The organism is Chitinibacter sp. S2-10 (assembly GCF_046530675.1).
Lineage (GTDB): Bacteria > Pseudomonadota > Gammaproteobacteria > Burkholderiales > Chitinibacteraceae > Chitinibacter.
The window spans coordinates 2,296,896-2,312,212 of sequence record NZ_CP172558.1; the positions used below are offsets into that span (position 1 = coordinate 2,296,896).

Here is a 15,317-nt window from a genome sequence, read left to right on the forward strand (position 1 = left end):
CTGATTTCACCGACGATTTTTCGTTCTAGATCAATAAAGTAAGAGAAAGCCGATAAATGTCGGCATGATTTCTTCCGTGGTAAGTTCTCGGCTAATAATTCGGTAGAAAACGATGCCGGGTTTTTTAAGAATTCTGCCTGGCTTACTGGATTTGGGTAATGGGTATATCGCTGTATCGTATATCAGAAAAGCTTTATGAAGGTATACCCACGACTTCGCTATTCAGTTGCTCGCGTGCGGTATGCAGCGAGTCGACAATTTCCAGTCCCAGTGCACGGATGGCATCTTGCGGTGGCCGCAGATCGGGCACCATCATCACCCGGCACCCGGCGGTGTGACCTGCCGTGGCGCCGAAATTCGAGTCTTCAAACACGATGCATTGTTCGGCTTTGACCGCCAGTTGCTTGATGGCTTGGTGATAAATATCCGGTGCAGGTTTGGGGTGGGACACCTCATCGCCGCAAACGGCAAATTCAATTCGCGGCCATAAATTGGCCAGCTTCAAATGATGTTCGGCAATGCTGCGTCGGGTCGAGGTTGCAACGGCTTTGCGGATGCCGTGTTGCTCCAGCCAATCAAACAGCTCGATCACGCCGGGGCGCAAGGCAATCGCTCCGGCGCTGCGCTCCAGATAAATTTCATGCGTCAGTTCGCGCAAACGCTGGGCGGGAAAATGTGCGCCAAGCTGTTCTTCCAGATAAGCCAGCGTTTTTGACGAATGCATTCCGACCATGCCCAGTGGAACGGCTTCGTCAATCTCATGCCCCAGTTGACGAGCCGCCTCATGCCAGCAAGTCAGTGCCATGCGTTCGGTGTCGAGTAAAAGACCATCCATGTCAAAAATGGCAGCCACAATTGCAGGGTGTGTACGGGTGGACATTTGCTTAGTCTTGAGTTTTGGAAAACAATGACTGTAGTTTATCGAAACTTGAGACCTCATGCCTGCTCCTTCTCGCCCCCAAGTTGATCCCTGCCCATGCGGTAGCACCAGTTATGCGCAATGTTGCCAGCCACTGCACGAAGGGGGGGCGGCGCAAACGCCCGAACAGCTGATGCGCTCGCGTTATAGCGCTTATGTACTTGGGCTTGAAGCTTATCTGCTGACGAGCTGGCATCACAGTACCCGCCCCGAACATCTAGATCTGAATGAAGAACCCAGAGCCAAATGGCTGAGCCTGACTGTCAATCATGCCGAAAGCGACGGCGATCAGGGGATTGTGTCGTTTGTTGCCCGTTATAAAGTCGGCGGGCGCGCTTATCGTTTGACCGAGCATAGCCGTTTCGTGCGCGAAAACGGCCACTGGTTTTATCTCGATGGCGATGTCGCCGAGTAGCCTCAACAGCCCAATCTGAAACAAAAAACCACGCGGCGGCGTGGTTTTTTGTTGAACTGAGGTTAGGCTCTGTTGACGTTTGGTTTACGAGTCGCGTTTGTGCTGGTTTTGGCCTGAAACAAGGCGCAAAGCCTGATGCATAGTCATTCTATGTGAAGGTTTTGCAACGCCGTGTCAGGCCAAAAACAGCCAAACCCTCCGGGCTGGGCGCTTTTTGTGACGACTCTGCGTTATTGCCTGCTCACATAGAATGACTATGTATCGCAGCCAATGCCTTGATTCGTCACAAAAATCGCGCCAGCGCGACCGTAAACCAAACGTCAACAGAGCCTAAGCACCACTGCTTAAAACAGACCCAGCCCCTTGAGCATAATCACGACGATCAGCAGCGGCGTGATATAGCGTACCAGCACAAAAACGGCTTTGATGACCGGTTTGTTGTGCAGCTTGCCATCGTTGCTCAGTTGTTTCTCCAGTTGTGGCAAGCCATAAACCCAGCCGACAAACAGGCAAATCAAAATCCCGCCCAGCGGCATCAGTACGTTCGAGCTGATGTAATCAAACAGATCAAACGGATTTAAACCAAACACAGTCCAGCCCGCTGTCAGTGACGACGATAGCGTTGCCGGTATACCAAACAGCGCAATCACGCCGACGGTCAGCAAAGTGGCCTGTTTACGACCGAATTTGAAACGCTCGCTCAGCATCGCGACCGGCACTTCCAAAATCGACAGAATCGCGCCAGTCGCGGCAATCGCCGCCAAGACGAAGAACAGCGCCATAAAGACATTGCCGAAGGGCATGCTGGCAAACACCGCCGGAATCGTCATAAACACCAAGGATGGGCCCGCAGCAGGCTCGAAGCCGAAAGCAAAAACGGCGGGGAAAATCGCCAGTCCGGCAAGCAAGGACACCGACAAATCAGCCAGCATCACGCGTGTTGCTGTCGCCGGAATATTCTGCTCCTGACGGAAATAACTGCCATAGGTCAGCATCGTTCCCATGCCGATCGAGAGTTTGAAAAAGGCCAGCCCGACTGCGGTCAGCATTACCGGCGCGGTGATTTTGCTAAAGTCAGGCGCAAACAGAAATTTCACGCCTTCCATCGCGCCGGGCAAAGTCAGGCTGCGGATACAGAGCAAAACCAGCAGCAGAAACAGCAAGGGCATCAGTTTTTTGGCGACTGCTTCAATCCCTTTGGAGACGCCCATCATAATGATCGCGCCAGCCCACGCCAGCACCACCCATTGCCAGAACAGTGCCTGCAGCGGATTGGACACCAGCGCGCCGAAAGCCGCCTTGGCCGTCGCCGGATCGGTGCTATTGATGCTGCCAGTCAGCGATTTGAAAATGTAGGCAAACACCCAACCGGCAACGCCGGTATAAAAAGCCAGAATCAGCACGGCGGAAATCAGCCCCATATACCCAATGACGGTCCAGAACTTCTGGTTTTTCGGCGCGAGCATTTCAAACGCCGTCACCGCATTGGCACGCGAAGCGCGGCCGAGCATGATTTCGGCAATCATCACCGGCAGTGCGACGAGCAGGGTGGCGAGCAGATAAACCACCAGAAAACTTGCGCCGCCATTGGTGCCGGTCAGGTAAGGAAATTTCCAGATATTGCCCAGCCCGACGGCCGAGCCCAAGGTGGCGACGAGTACACCAAAGGTTGAAGTAAATCCATCACGGTTTTGGCTCATGGTCTGCCTCTCTTTATTTTTGCGGTATTGTCATCATCATTTTTAGCTTACGCGCTGTCCATGCGGGAAATCCCGTTTTGCATCATCTGTGAGGGGGCATCTGCCCAATATTTGATTTTACTCAGTCGTTTTCGCTAACAGTACAATAGCTGATCTATTGAGTGCCAAGATAACCATGAAATCCAGCGATATGCCTGATGACACTAGCGCAACCCCCGAGATTGGCGAGGCGCGGCAAGCCTTGCTGCTGCAAGTCAAAAACCTGCCCGATCTGCCCGGCGTATATCGCTATATTGGCGCGGATGGCACGGTGCTGTATGTCGGCAAGGCGATCAGTCTGAAAAAGCGCGTCGGCTCTTATTTTACGAAAACCGACCACAGTCCGCGTATCCGGCTGATGCTGGCTCAGGTCGCAGCGCTGGAAACGACCGTTGTTCGCTCGGAAGCCGAAGCACTGGTGCTGGAAAATAATCTGATCAAGGCGCTCTCGCCACGCTACAACATCCTGTTTCGTGATGACAAAAGCTACCCCTATCTGGTGCTGACCGGCCACGCTTCGCCACGGCTGGCTTACTATCGCGGTGCGCTCGATAAACGCCACACTTATTTTGGCCCGTTTCCGAATGGCTATGTTGTCAAGGAGAGCATCCAGCTGCTGCAAAAAGTGTTTCTGCTACGCACTTGCGAAGATTCGGTCTTTTCAAACCGCTCGCGGCCTTGTCTTTTGCACCAGATCAAGCGCTGTTCTGCACCCTGCGTTGGGCTGATTTCGCCCGAGGATTACCGCAGCGATGTGAATAACGCAATGCTGTTTTTATCCGGCAAAGAAAACGAAGTCTTGCAGCAGCTTGAAGCGCGGATGCAAACGCTGTCAAACAATTGGGAGTTCGAAGCCGCCGCAGCGGTGCGAGACCAAATCGCTGCGCTCGCCAAAGTGCAGGAAAAACAGTTTGTCTCGAGCAATAGCAGCGATTCCGACGCCGATATTCTGGCTTGTGTCGAAGAAAATGGCGTGCTCTGCGTCAATCTGGCCATGGTGCGCGGCGGGCGGCACGTCGGTGACAAGAATCTGTTTCCGAGTCATGCCAATGAATACACGCCGGCTGAAGCGCTGTCGGCGTTTATCGCGCAGCATTATCTCGAGCGTACCGTGCCGCCGCTGATTTTCTGTAGCCCCGAGCCAGACGACGCGAGTATTTTGATGGCGTCGTTGTCCGAACAGACTGGCCGCCGCGTGATCATCAATAGCAATCCGAATGGTGAGCGACGTATATGGCTGGAGATGGCAGCCAGAAACGCACAGCTGGCTATACTCCAGCGCCGTACCCAGCAAGCTTCGCAAGCCGGGCGGCTCGCTGCCTTGGTTGAAGCTTTGGGGCTGCCCGATGAAACACAGCGGATTGAATGCTTCGATATTTCGCACACGATGGGCGAGCTGACCGTCGCTTCGTGCGTCGTCTACGACAACCAAGATATGCAGCCCAAGCAATATCGCCGCTTTAATATCGCGACGACAACTTCACTTGGTAAGGGTGATGCCGGCTTTGAGCCGATTACGCCCGGTGATGATTACGCCGCAATGCGCCAGGTGTTGACGCGCCGCTATGAAAAACTCGCCGCAGGGGAGGGTAGCGCTGACAGCAAAATCCCCGATGTCATCCTGATCGACGGCGGCAAAGGCCAGCTGGGCGTTGCGCTCGAAGTGATGAACGAAATCGGCCTGAACGAGCCGTGGATTATCGGCGTCGCCAAAGGTGAGACGCGCAAAGCAGGGCTAGAGCAACTGATCATCCCGCGTCTGGGTAAAACCATTCAGCTCAAGCGAGACCATATCGGCCTGCACCTGATACAACAAATTCGTGACGAGTCACACCGATTTGCGATCACCGGCCACCGCGCCCGCCGCGCCAAAGCGCGCGTCGCCAGTACGCTCGAAGACATCGAAGGCATCGGCCCGAAACGCCGTCAAAAACTGCTCGCCCGTTTTGGCGGATTGCAGGGTGTCAAGGTGGCCAGCGTTGACGATCTGGCAAGTGTCGAGGGGATTAATCAGGCGCTGGCGGAGAAAATTTATGCGGCGTTGCGGGGGTGATCGCGAAGACCCCTTGTTTGCGATCAACGCTGCTCCCATGCCTTATAACATCACAAGACTGAATCAAGGGTCTGTTGGAGTGAGTATGTCAAACCTGTTTGTTCATCCGTTTGAACACAAAGCCTGGGCGAATGCCGAGTTGTTCGAGATTCTGATCGCGCATGACGGCGAAAATTCGCCCAAGGGCTGGAAGCTGGCAACGCGGCTAATGAATCATCTCTATGTTGTTGACCGGATTTTTATCGGGCATCTGAGCGGCGTTGCGCATGGCTATACGGCGACGAATACGCCTGAAACGCCGTTGCTGACTGCATTGCGGGATCAGACTGCCGAAACGGATCGCTGGTGGCTGGATTTTGTCGACTCACTTCAAGCCGAGCAAGGGCTGAACATCATTGAATTTACTTTTACCGATGGCAAAGCGGGGCGGATGAGCGTGAACGATATGCTGTTTCATGTGCTGACGCACGGCAGTTATCACCGCGGGATGATAGGAAAAATCCTGTCTGAAGCCAAAATCAGCGCACCGCGCGATATTCTGACCGGCTATTTGCACCGCGAAAGTTAAGCACTGTAGGGTTTAATCGCCGCAGGCATTACGCCGTATGACCATCGGCTTTTGGCGCATTGTCGCTGCGCTCCGAATACGCCTTACGCTGCTGACCAAGGTATTGCTCTGGAGGTGTTTTTATAAAGGCCTTGGGCGATATACCCAAGGCTTTTTTGATGCTAGCGGAGTTTTTTGCTGCTGTTCTTGGCCGGTTCCGGCTCGGCTTGTACCAGCTCGTTGTTTTTGACGTAGGCGTTTTTGATTTCCTCGGCGAGTTTCAACACGGCCGTCGCATAGAGCGTACTTTTGTTGTAGCGCGTAATCACGTAAAAATTATTAAATCCCAAGAAATACTGCGTAAAGTCCGGCTCGGTTTCGAGCGCAAAGAGCACGGCTTTCTGGCGCGGGTTGATTTCGCTGATCGGCGCGACGCCTTTGGCGATCAACTCGTTCACGGTGTAATGCAGATTAAATTTGTCGTCGAGCAGTGATTTGGCGCTGCCATTGAAGTTGACGACGGTATAGGTGTCGCCGCCATCCTGCCAGCCGTGCTGGTTCAAATAATTGGCCACCGACGCCATCGCGTCGCCGGGATTAGTCCAGATATCGTGTTTGCCGTCTTTATCCCAATCTTGTGCCCATTTTCTGAATGAAGACGGCATAAATTGCGGCCAGCCCATAGCGCCCGCGTAGCTGCCTTTGAAACTCATCGGGTCTTGTTTTTCTTCGCGAGCCAGCAGGAAAAGCTGCGTCAGCTCGCCTTGAAAATATTCGGCGCGGCGCGGGTAATTGAAGGCAATGGTCGAGAGCGCGTCGACAATCCGGAATGTACCGGTGTAGCGGCCGTAATTGGTTTCTGCGCCGAGGATGGCGAGCAATACCTCGGGGGCGACCTGATATTTCCTGCTGATATCGCCGATCAGAATCGCATTTTCGCGCCAGAAGGTGGCGCCATTATTGATTCGCGTTTTGTTGACGAAATTGGCTTCAAATTCATGCCACGGGCGACTGGTCGACGGTTTGTCGAGAATGCCGATGATGTTGGGTTTGGCTTGCGCATCGAGTAGCCAGCCGGCAATTTCTTCTGGCGTAAAGCCGTTTTCAATGGCGGTTTTATTGATGTATTGCTGAACGTCTTCGCGGTTGATCAGTGCTTCATCGGCCAGCGCTGTGGCGCTCAGTGTCGTTAAAAGCAAAGCTGAGGCCAGTGTTTTCAGATTCATAATGTACTCAAAATTTTAAAAAACGGGCTAAGTGCTTAAGCAAAAGTTTTCCAGCATCGTTACCTCGCCTTGTCGTACTACTTGTACTGTCTGCGGCTTCGGTGCCTTGCTGGACAACTTTTGCACGGTTACTTAAGCGCTCGTTTGGTTTACGCTTCGCAGACCAAATGTCAACAGACCCTGGCGTATTAACCCGATAAAGCGCTCGATAGTAATTTGGCGGTGATATCGACAATTGGAATCACGCGCTCGTAAGCCATTCGGGTCGGACCGATGACGCCGAGCGTGCCGACGACTTCGCCATTGACGCGGTAAGGCGCGGTAATGACCGAACATTCGTCCAGTGGCGCCAGCCCCGATTCGCCACCGATGTAAATTTGCACGCCTTGTGCGCGGTGGCCTTGCTCTAGCAATTGCAGTAAGGCGGTTTTTTGCTCGAAAAGTTCAAATAGCTGGCGCATGCGCTGCATATCACCGGCAAAATCGTGCAGGCCGAGCAACTGGTGTTCACCGGCGATGACCATGTGTTCGCTGTTCAAATCATTGCTGATGGCGACGGCGGCGTTCATCAGACTGGTCAGGTCATGTTTGACGCGGATCAGGTCACTTTGCAGCCAGCCGAGCAACACACTCAGCGTTTTGCCGGCGCAGTGCTGGTTCAAAAACTGTGCGGCTTCGACCAACTCGTTGGGGGCGAAGTGTTTTTCGGTCTGGACGATGCGGTTTTGTACATCGCCGTCGCTGGTGACCAGAATCAGCAATACCCGTTTGTCGCCGAGCGGCAGAAATTCGATCTGTTTCAAGTGCAATTCGCTGCGTTTGGGTGTCATGACGACACCGGCAAACTGTGTGAGTTGCGAGAGCAGTTGCGAAGCCGCGATGATACTGTGTTGCGGATTGTCCGTTGGCAAGCTTTGTTGCGCCGCGTTGATGGGCAACTGACCCAGCGGCTGCACCGCAAGCAATGTATCGACAAACAGCCGGTAGCCCTGTGCAGTCGGAATTCGTCCGGCCGAGGTGTGCGGGCTGGCGACCAGACCCAGATGTTCCAGATCGGCCATTACATTGCGTATCGTTGCGCTGCTGACATCAAGCCCGGAAAATTGCGACAGCACTTTCGAGCCGACCGGCTGCCCGTCGGCGATATAACGCTCGACCAGGGTCTTGAGCAGGATTTGAGAGCGATCATTCAGTTGCATATTCAGTTGCATAAGGGACAAATAACTCGCGTCTGGGCCGGTTGCGACAAATACGGTGGATTTTACCTGCGGTTTGGTATATTAATGCGGCTGCATCTCTAATAATTCAAGCCTTCGAATCCATGCACAGCCTATTTAAAACCGTAGCCCTGGTCGGGCGTCTGAATACGCCTTCGCTGAACGATCCGCTGCGTCGTCTGGCCGCCTTGCTGGAAAATGGCGGGGTGAAAGTGCTGATCGAAGGACAGATCGCGCTTGAGCATGGCATCAGCCAGTACCAGTCGGTAGCACGTGACCATATTGGCAAACTCGCTGATTTGGTCATCGTCATGGGAGGGGATGGTACCATGCTGTCAGTCGCACGGTTATTAGCACCCTATCGAATACCCCTGATGGGTATTAATCAGGGGCGGTTGGGTTTCATGACCGATATTCCATTGCACGAAATGGAAACTGCAGTTCCCAATATCATCGCCGGACAATTCATCCCCGAAGAGCGCATTCTGCTCGAAGCGAGCATTTTGCGTAACGGCAGCACCGTGATGAGCGCGCTGGCTTTCAACGACGTGGTGTTTAGTCGTGGCTCGATAGGCTCGATGATCGAGTTCGAAATTTTTGTCGATAGCCAGTTTGTTTACAGCCAGCGTTCCGACGGTCTGGTGATTTCAACGCCGACCGGATCAACCGCGTATGCGCTGGCGTCCGGCGGGCCGATTCTACATCCGGCACTGCCCGCAATTACCTTGGTGCCGATTTGTCCGCAATCATTGTCGAATCGCCCGATTGTTGTATCGGAAAATTCACAAGTCGAATTCCTGCTGACTCGTGGTCAGGATGCGCGCATTTATTTCGATAACCAGTCCGACTTCGAATTGCATGAAATGGATAGAGTACTGATCCGGCGCTATAGCAATTCATTGCGGATTTTGCATCCGCACGGCTATAGCTACTACGATATGCTGCGCGCCAAATTGCGCTGGGGCGAGAAGCTGCTTTGAAAATGCTGGGTTTTTGGCAATTTTTGTCTGGTTATCGAGTTTCTTGCTTGTCCAAAAACTAAACTTCCCCTAAAGTGAACGTTCGTTCTTGTTTGAGCCTTTCAAGGTTGTGCTGCCATGTTATCTGCTTTGCATTTGCGCGATTTTGTCATTGTTCGTGAACTCGATCTGGATTTTGCTGCAGGTTTAACGGTGTTAACCGGCGAGACGGGTGCGGGTAAATCGATCATTATCGATGCCTTGGGTTTGCTGCTCGGCGAGCGTGCCGATGCCGGTGTCGTACGTCATGGATGCGAGCGCGCCGAGTTATCCGCCGAGTTTGCGACGCACGATTTGCCGCAAGTTGCAGCGTGGCTGACCGAGCAGGGTTTGAGCGATGAAGGTGAACAATTACTGCTGCGTCGTGTGATCGACGCCAGCGGCAAATCAAGATCGTTTATTAATGGCAGCCCGGCGACGCTGAGTCAGCTCAAAGCCGTCGGTGAATGGCTGGTCGATATTCACGGCCAGCATGCGCACCAATCGCTGTTGCGTCACGATGCGCAGCGCGAACTGGTCGATGCCTACGCGGGCGCGACGAATCTGGCGCGTGACGTCGCTAGGCACTATCAGCACTGGCATGGTCTGGCGAACGAGCTGCAATCGGCCGAGCAAAATGCGGACCGTTTCGAGGCCGAGCGCGAGCGCCTGCAATGGCAAATCGACGAAATTGGCGGTCTGGCGATCACGGCGGATGAATGGCCGGAATTACAGATGGAGCACAAACGCCTGCATCATGCCGCCAGCCTGATCGAAGGCGTCCAAACTGGGCTTGATGCGCTGTCTGATGGCGATGAAAACTGTCAGAGCTGGCTGGCCACCGTTGCGCACCGACTCAGCCAGCTGGCCGAGTTCGATCCCGCAATTCATGACACGCTGGAATTACTCGCTGGTGCTGAGGCGCAACTGTCTGAATCGGTATCCAGCTTGCGCCTGTACGCTGATCGGCTGGAGCTCGATCCGGATCGTCTGGCCGATGTCGAAGCGCGGATGGACTCGCTGTACCGTGCCGGACGTAAATACCGCGTTGACCCGGCTATGCTCGTTGAGCAACTGAACGAGTGGCAAGCGCGTCTGGCCGAGCTGGGGGGCGCCGAAGGGCTGGATGCTTTGCGCAAACAGGTGAGTGAAGCGGAAAGTGTGTTCAGAAAAAACGCCGAAACCCTATCCAAACAGCGCGCCAAAGCAGCGAAAACATTGTCGAAACTGGTCACCGAACAAATGCAGACGCTGGCCTTATCGGGCAGCCGTTGCGAAGTGGTTTTGTTGCCGCAAACTCAGCCTGCGGCTTTTGGTCTGGAGCAAATCGAATTGCAAACGGCCAATCATCCGGCTTCGCCATTGCGGCCGATGGCCAAAGTCGCTTCGGGCGGCGAATTGTCGCGTATCAGCCTGGCGTTGCAAGTCGTGACCAGTCAGGTTGCCAACGTACCGACGCTGATTTTCGACGAAGTGGACGTCGGCATTGGCGGGCGTGTCGCCGAAATTGTGGGTCGATTGTTGTCCGAATTGGGCGCGAGTCGCCAGGTGCTGTGTATTACGCATTTGCCGCAAGTCGCCGCTTGTGGCGCGCAGCATTTGCAAGTCGCGAAAGCGCAGGCCAAAGACGGTGTTCATAGCAGTATCGCGCAGCTCAGCCACGAGCAGCGCATCGAAGAAATCGCGCGTATGCTCGGCGGACTGGAAATCACCGAAACGACGCGCCAACATGCGACTGAGATGCTGGCTTGATGGGTATGTCTTTGCAAGCCATGTCATGATTGATTTTGAAGAATATACCCAATGAATGATTTTGACTTCATGCAGGCGGCGCTGGCCGAAGCGGCGTTAGCTGCGGCGCAAGGCGAAGTGCCGGTTGGCGCAGTCATCGTGCAAAATGGGCAGATTATCGCGCGCGGGCACAATCAGCCTATCGGCACAAACGATCCGAGCGCGCACGCCGAAATGCTCGCAATTCGTGCCGCAGCGCAAGCCTTGGGCAACTATCGTTTGGCCGATTGCGAGCTGTATATCACGCTTGAACCTTGCATCATGTGCGCTGGCGCGATTTTGCATTCGCGGATCAAACGCGTCGTTTACGCGAGCCCGGATGCTAAAACCGGCGCAGCCGGTAGCGTGATCAATCCGTTTGCCAATTCGCAGCTCAATCACCACACTCAAATCGAATCCGGCGTTTGCGCACACGAAGCGGGCACCATGCTGAGCGATTTTTTTGCCCAGCGCCGCGTAGCAAAAAAGTCGATCATCAAGCCGCTTCAGATCAATGACTTGAGCAATTTGCGCGATCTGGGCGGCTTGAAAACCACTGATGGACTACGGATCAAGTCCGGAATGGTTTATCGCTCCGAACAATGGTACGGGCTGGATCAGCCAAGTCTGCTGCAAGCCACAGCCCTGAAGCTGCGCTCGGTCTGGGATTTTCGCTCGTATGGCGAACAGCAGCGCCACCCGGATCCGGACTTGCCCGGGGTCGAAAATCACTGGGTCGATGTGCTCGCCGAAGGCTTTGCCGGTGTGGGAGTTGAGCAATCGATTGCATTCAATCTGGTGCAATGGCTGGAGCAGCCCGAACTGATGCAGCAGCATTTGGGCAATGGGCAGGCGCACGACATGATGCTGACGCTGTATCGGGCGCTAGTAGCAAATCCAACATCTCAGAGGGTATATTCCCGCTGGCTAAATTCAGTATGCTCTGGCGAGCAATACCCTATGCTAATTCATTGTACGGCGGGCAAAGACCGCACCGGCTGGGCTGCGGTCTTGCTGTTGTCGATACTGGGTGTGCCGCATGAAACCATTTTGCGCGACTATCTGGCTAGCCACGATAAGATCATCAGCAAGTATCAGCCGCTGATTGATCGCTGTCTGGCTGCGGGTGGTGATATCACAATCTTGCATGATATTTTTGGCGTCAAAGCGCAATATCTCAAAGCCGCTTTGCATGAAGTCAAAAAACAGGCTGGCAGCATGCCGCGCTATATCACACAGGTGCTCGGTATCACCGAGCCACAGCAACAAGCCTTGCGCGAGCAACTGCTGATTACCGAGCTGAATCACCATTGATCCGCTTGTTCAGCATTGGTTCAGCTTAATAAGGCCATATTGGTTTCATACTGAAAACATCGCGATCTTAGGAGGCCAGTATGAAAACCTTTTCAATGAAAGCAATCATCGCATCGCTGCTGATTCTGGGGGCGCCAGTTTGGGCCGATGCGCTCGATGACAGCTCAACACGAACCAATCAGCTCACAGCCAAACAAAGCACAAGCCGGGTTAGCACCACGCTGGCTGGCCAGTATACGACTCTGGCCGGTTCACAGGAAAATTCGACAGCGATTGTTGGCGCTTTGCGTAATGGCAAGTCGGCGACGATAGTCGGTGCCGATGGCACGACGGCCACCGTCAACAGCACCGGCAAGAATATGGGTTGGGGTGGCGTCAATAACACGCTGGCGCTGGCTCAATCCAGTTTGCAAAAAGCCGGGATTACCAATCCGACTGCAACACAGCTGGCCGCTGCGATCAATAGCGTGACCAGCGCCCGTAGCTCAGGAATGGGCTGGGGCGAGATCGCCCATTCTCTGGGGCTAAATCTGGGCAAAGTGGTTTCTGCGACCAAGGCGAATGAAAAAGCCCTGGCACAACAACTCAATAGCACCAAAGGTGATAAAAGCAATCTCGGCAAATCAGGAAGCCACGCCAAACAGGGCAATCACTCAGGTAAAGGGCAAGCAGGTCAAGGGCAGGGGGGAGGTAACGCTGGCGGTAATGGTGGTGGAAATGCCGGTGGAAATGGTGGTGGTAAAGGAGGAGGGAATGGTGGTGGTAAATAGCATCGTTGGGTCGATGCTAGCGAATCAAACGAGTGAAATAATTTTATTTCAGGTCAATTCCTCACTTTAAACCAGCCTGCTCATGATGATTTGTCATCATGAGCAGGGGGTGACAGAACAGAGCCAGCATAATCAGGTCGCTAGTGCCGACAAAGTCCACAAGGTGGCGTCGATTTGTACCCGGTTGTATTTTTCAAACGTTAGTTGACATTGCGCCAGCAGCGCTTCGCTTGGCTGGCCGGTTTCACTTTGTTCGGCCAATTGTAAAAACGGCGAAAATGGGGTCGCCTTGCTGCTGAGCGTATCGACCACAATGTCCGGTGGACATAATTCTTTGAGCAGCAATGAACGTGGTACACGCAGCAGAAAATCGAGCAAGGAAAACAGCCCTGTGAGGAAGAGCAAATCACATTCAACGGCGCTCATGCTTTCCAGCCCGGCCAGCTCCATCAGTCTGGCGCGAGTCAAGGCGGCTTCCAGCAAGGTTTGATCGAGCTTGTCTTCGCCTTGCGAAGCAAACAGCAGCAAGGACAACCAGCGGTACAGGCGCTGATTACCCACGATCACGACCGCCTGATCCAGATTGCTGACCGATTGCGTTAAGCCCATTGCCGCCGAGTTCACATAACGCAACAGGCGCGCACTGAGCGCGGGATCGCTTTTTAATTCAGTGGAAATAATTTTGGCATCGGCATTCTGGCGTACCAGTTTCAAAATCTGGTTCAGACGCAAAAACTGATCCGGAAAGTTGAGCTGTTGTGCTTCCGGCCAAGTGAAAACCTTGCCGCTGACATAATCAACGCCGAGTTGGAAACACGCTTCGGCTGCTTCGCGGCTATCGACGTCATTGACCCATAGCTCGGCATGCGGTGCAATTTTCCGGCAGGCCTGAACGTAGTTGCTCAGCGTGGCAAAATCCGGCGATTGCAGCACCAGAACCATTAATTTGAGCTGGCTGCCGATTTTGCCGTGGGTTTTGTGCCAGCGCTGTGCTACGGCACCGACCAGGAAATTTTGCTGATGCAATTCGCCCAGTTGCACAAGCAACTCGTCTTCCGGCTGGGTTACATCGCCGTTGGCGATGATATGCAGCGGTCGGGTGGTGGCAAAGCGATGTTTGGATAGCAGATGCAGATTTTTCCAGCGCAGCTCGATCCAGACGTCAGATTTGATCGCTTTGGATTCGATCAGACGCTCGATTTCGCACAGCAATACTTCATCATGGCTGTGTTCTTCGTCAGTGCTTTGCGCCTGAGCCAGCTCGCGCAAGCTAAACGCATAGGCGGTGATTTCCCATTCGCGGTTGTAAACCGCACGCCGACGCAACAGACCGCGCAAATCCGGTGGCGGGCTTGGCGTGGAAACTTCCTCGCTGAAAATCGTCTCCGCTATCGGCGGAGGGGTGGGATCTTCCGGCGCAATTTTGTTGAGCAACCAGCGCAACATGCCGCATCTTCCTGTGAGCTAAAAACCCAGCATAGCCAGCATTGTCATGGCTGGCTACCGTAATCACTGTGTTTAGCCGTATACCGGAGTGAATAAATCGCTCAGCCCCTGACCTGGCGAAGGCTGGCGCATAAATGCTTCGCCGACCAGATAGGTGTGGACATTGTGATCGCGCATCAGCTGCACGTCGGCGCTGGTGTGAATACCGCTCTCGCAAACGGCAATCCGGCCATCGGCAACGATGCGCGGCAACAGATCAATCGTCGTTTGCAGGCTGACTTCAAACGTACGCAAATTGCGGTTATTGACGCCCAGGAGCGGGGTTTTCAGGTGTAGCGCCGCATCGAGTTCCTCTGCGTTGTGTACTTCAACCAGCACCGCCATGCCCAGACCATGCGCAATCGCCTCGAAATCCTGCATTTGCTTCACATCGAGTTCGGCGGCGATCAGCAAAATGCAGTCGGCACCCCAGGCGCGCGCTTCATAAAACTGATATTCGTCGACCATAAAGTCTTTGCGTAGCGCCGGAATGCTGCACGCCGCACGCGCCGCTTTCAGGTAATCGGCATGACCCTGGAAATACTGCACGTCAGTCAGCACCGACAAACACGCCGCGCCATTCGCTTCGTAGTCGGGCGCAATTTCAGCAGGAATAAACGGATCACGCATTACGCCTTTAGACGGGCTGGCTTTTTTGATCTCGGCAATCACACCGGCTTTGCCTGCTGCGTGCTTGGCGCGAATTGCCGCGACGAAGTCACGATGATCTTTATTCGCCTCAGCTTGTGCGCGAATTTCAGCGAGCGGAATCAGTTTTTTCGCTGCAGCGACTTCTTCAAACTTCGTCGCCCAGATTTTTTTCAGGATGTCGGACATTGGTATTTTCTTTAAATTGAATTCAAT

At 53.9% G+C, this 15,317-nt stretch carries 13 protein-coding genes; 7 read left to right on the forward strand and 6 right to left on the reverse strand.

Going from position 1 to position 15,317, the window contains the following annotated elements; all coding sequences use genetic code 11:
* Positions 1 to 193: 193 nt before the first annotated feature.
* Positions 194 to 880, reverse strand: coding sequence for an HAD family hydrolase (locus tag ACG2XO_RS10790; protein ID WP_410497987.1), 687 nt, complete (start codon positions 878 to 880; stop codon positions 194 to 196).
* Positions 881 to 938: 58 nt separating this feature from the next.
* On the opposite strand from ACG2XO_RS10790, the gene ACG2XO_RS10795 reads away from it, so the two are divergent.
* Complete coding sequence (locus tag ACG2XO_RS10795; RefSeq protein WP_410497988.1) at positions 939 to 1,334, forward strand: YchJ family protein; 396 nt, start codon at positions 939 to 941, stop codon at positions 1,332 to 1,334.
* Positions 1,335 to 1,678: 344 nt separating this feature from the next.
* Here the strand turns inward: ACG2XO_RS10795 and ACG2XO_RS10800 are convergent, their stop codons facing one another.
* Positions 1,679 to 3,034 (reverse strand): sodium-dependent transporter, encoded by a 1,356-nt coding sequence (locus tag ACG2XO_RS10800; RefSeq protein ID WP_410497989.1) that lies wholly within the window; start codon positions 3,032 to 3,034, stop codon positions 1,679 to 1,681.
* A gap of 175 nt (positions 3,035 to 3,209) precedes the next feature.
* Between ACG2XO_RS10800 and uvrC the strand changes: the two genes are divergently transcribed.
* On the forward strand, positions 3,210 to 5,126 hold the full coding sequence (uvrC, locus tag ACG2XO_RS10805; RefSeq protein ID WP_410497990.1) for an excinuclease ABC subunit UvrC: 1,917 nt from the start codon (positions 3,210 to 3,212) through the stop codon (positions 5,124 to 5,126).
* 85 nt (positions 5,127 to 5,211) lie between these two features.
* Entirely contained in the window at positions 5,212 to 5,694 is a 483-nt protein-coding gene (locus ACG2XO_RS10810) for a DinB family protein (protein ID WP_410497991.1), read from the forward strand.
* Between the two features lie 161 nt (positions 5,695 to 5,855).
* Here the strand turns inward: ACG2XO_RS10810 and mltB are convergent, their stop codons facing one another.
* Positions 5,856 to 6,899 (reverse strand): lytic murein transglycosylase B, encoded by a 1,044-nt coding sequence (mltB, locus tag ACG2XO_RS10815; protein ID WP_410497992.1) that lies wholly within the window; start codon positions 6,897 to 6,899, stop codon positions 5,856 to 5,858.
* 188 nt (positions 6,900 to 7,087) lie between these two features.
* Positions 7,088 to 8,098: a heat-inducible transcriptional repressor HrcA gene (gene hrcA, locus ACG2XO_RS10820; protein ID WP_410497993.1), complete on the reverse strand. Its 1,011-nt coding sequence runs from the start codon at positions 8,096 to 8,098 to the stop codon at positions 7,088 to 7,090.
* A 122-nt stretch (positions 8,099 to 8,220) separates the two neighbouring features.
* Here hrcA and ACG2XO_RS10825 point away from each other — a divergent pair, with 122 nt between their 5' ends.
* The 4 genes from ACG2XO_RS10825 (at position 8,221) to ACG2XO_RS10840 (ending at position 12,968) form a co-directional block, all read left to right on the forward strand.
* Complete coding sequence (locus ACG2XO_RS10825) at positions 8,221 to 9,096, forward strand: NAD kinase (RefSeq protein ID WP_410497994.1); 876 nt, start codon at positions 8,221 to 8,223, stop codon at positions 9,094 to 9,096.
* Positions 9,097 to 9,213: 117 nt separating this feature from the next.
* Positions 9,214 to 10,866, forward strand: coding sequence for a DNA repair protein RecN (gene recN / locus ACG2XO_RS10830; RefSeq protein ID WP_410497995.1), 1,653 nt, complete (start codon positions 9,214 to 9,216; stop codon positions 10,864 to 10,866).
* Positions 10,867 to 10,917: 51 nt separating this feature from the next.
* Positions 10,918 to 12,198: a tRNA adenosine(34) deaminase TadA gene (gene tadA / locus ACG2XO_RS10835; protein ID WP_410497996.1), complete on the forward strand. Its 1,281-nt coding sequence runs from the start codon at positions 10,918 to 10,920 to the stop codon at positions 12,196 to 12,198.
* A gap of 80 nt (positions 12,199 to 12,278) precedes the next feature.
* Positions 12,279 to 12,968: a hypothetical protein gene (locus ACG2XO_RS10840; protein ID WP_410497997.1), complete on the forward strand. Its 690-nt coding sequence runs from the start codon at positions 12,279 to 12,281 to the stop codon at positions 12,966 to 12,968.
* A 132-nt stretch (positions 12,969 to 13,100) separates the two neighbouring features.
* Here the strand turns inward: ACG2XO_RS10840 and ACG2XO_RS10845 are convergent, their stop codons facing one another.
* Positions 13,101 to 14,414 (reverse strand): EAL and HDOD domain-containing protein, encoded by a 1,314-nt coding sequence (locus ACG2XO_RS10845; RefSeq protein ID WP_410497998.1) that lies wholly within the window; start codon positions 14,412 to 14,414, stop codon positions 13,101 to 13,103.
* 72 nt (positions 14,415 to 14,486) lie between these two features.
* On the reverse strand, positions 14,487 to 15,290 hold the full coding sequence (gene trpC / locus ACG2XO_RS10850) for an indole-3-glycerol phosphate synthase TrpC (protein WP_410497999.1): 804 nt from the start codon (positions 15,288 to 15,290) through the stop codon (positions 14,487 to 14,489).
* Positions 15,291 to 15,317 lie beyond the last annotated feature (27 nt).

What these genes read in the sequence shown, in the direction of transcription:
- ACG2XO_RS10840 (WP_410497997.1), top strand. Translation starts at nt 12,279, where the DNA reads ATGAAAACCTTTTCAATGAAAGCAATCATCGCATCGCTGCTGATTCTG.
- ACG2XO_RS10810 (WP_410497991.1), top strand. Translation starts at nt 5,212, where the DNA reads ATGTCAAACCTGTTTGTTCATCCGTTTGAACACAAAGCCTGGGCGAAT.
- ACG2XO_RS10825 (WP_410497994.1), top strand. Translation starts at nt 8,221, where the DNA reads ATGCACAGCCTATTTAAAACCGTAGCCCTGGTCGGGCGTCTGAATACG.
- ACG2XO_RS10795 (WP_410497988.1), top strand. Translation starts at nt 939, where the DNA reads ATGCCTGCTCCTTCTCGCCCCCAAGTTGATCCCTGCCCATGCGGTAGC.
- uvrC (WP_410497990.1), top strand. Translation starts at nt 3,210, where the DNA reads ATGAAATCCAGCGATATGCCTGATGACACTAGCGCAACCCCCGAGATT.
- trpC (WP_410497999.1), bottom strand. Translation starts at nt 15,290, where the DNA reads ATGTCCGACATCCTGAAAAAAATCTGGGCGACGAAGTTTGAAGAAGTC.
- hrcA (WP_410497993.1), bottom strand. Translation starts at nt 8,098, where the DNA reads ATGCAACTGAATGATCGCTCTCAAATCCTGCTCAAGACCCTGGTCGAG.
- recN (WP_410497995.1), top strand. Translation starts at nt 9,214, where the DNA reads ATGTTATCTGCTTTGCATTTGCGCGATTTTGTCATTGTTCGTGAACTC.
- tadA (WP_410497996.1), top strand. Translation starts at nt 10,918, where the DNA reads ATGAATGATTTTGACTTCATGCAGGCGGCGCTGGCCGAAGCGGCGTTA.
- mltB (WP_410497992.1), bottom strand. Translation starts at nt 6,899, where the DNA reads ATGAATCTGAAAACACTGGCCTCAGCTTTGCTTTTAACGACACTGAGC.
- ACG2XO_RS10845 (WP_410497998.1), bottom strand. Translation starts at nt 14,414, where the DNA reads ATGTTGCGCTGGTTGCTCAACAAAATTGCGCCGGAAGATCCCACCCCT.
- ACG2XO_RS10800 (WP_410497989.1), bottom strand. Translation starts at nt 3,034, where the DNA reads ATGAGCCAAAACCGTGATGGATTTACTTCAACCTTTGGTGTACTCGTC.
- ACG2XO_RS10790 (WP_410497987.1), bottom strand. Translation starts at nt 880, where the DNA reads ATGTCCACCCGTACACACCCTGCAATTGTGGCTGCCATTTTTGACATG.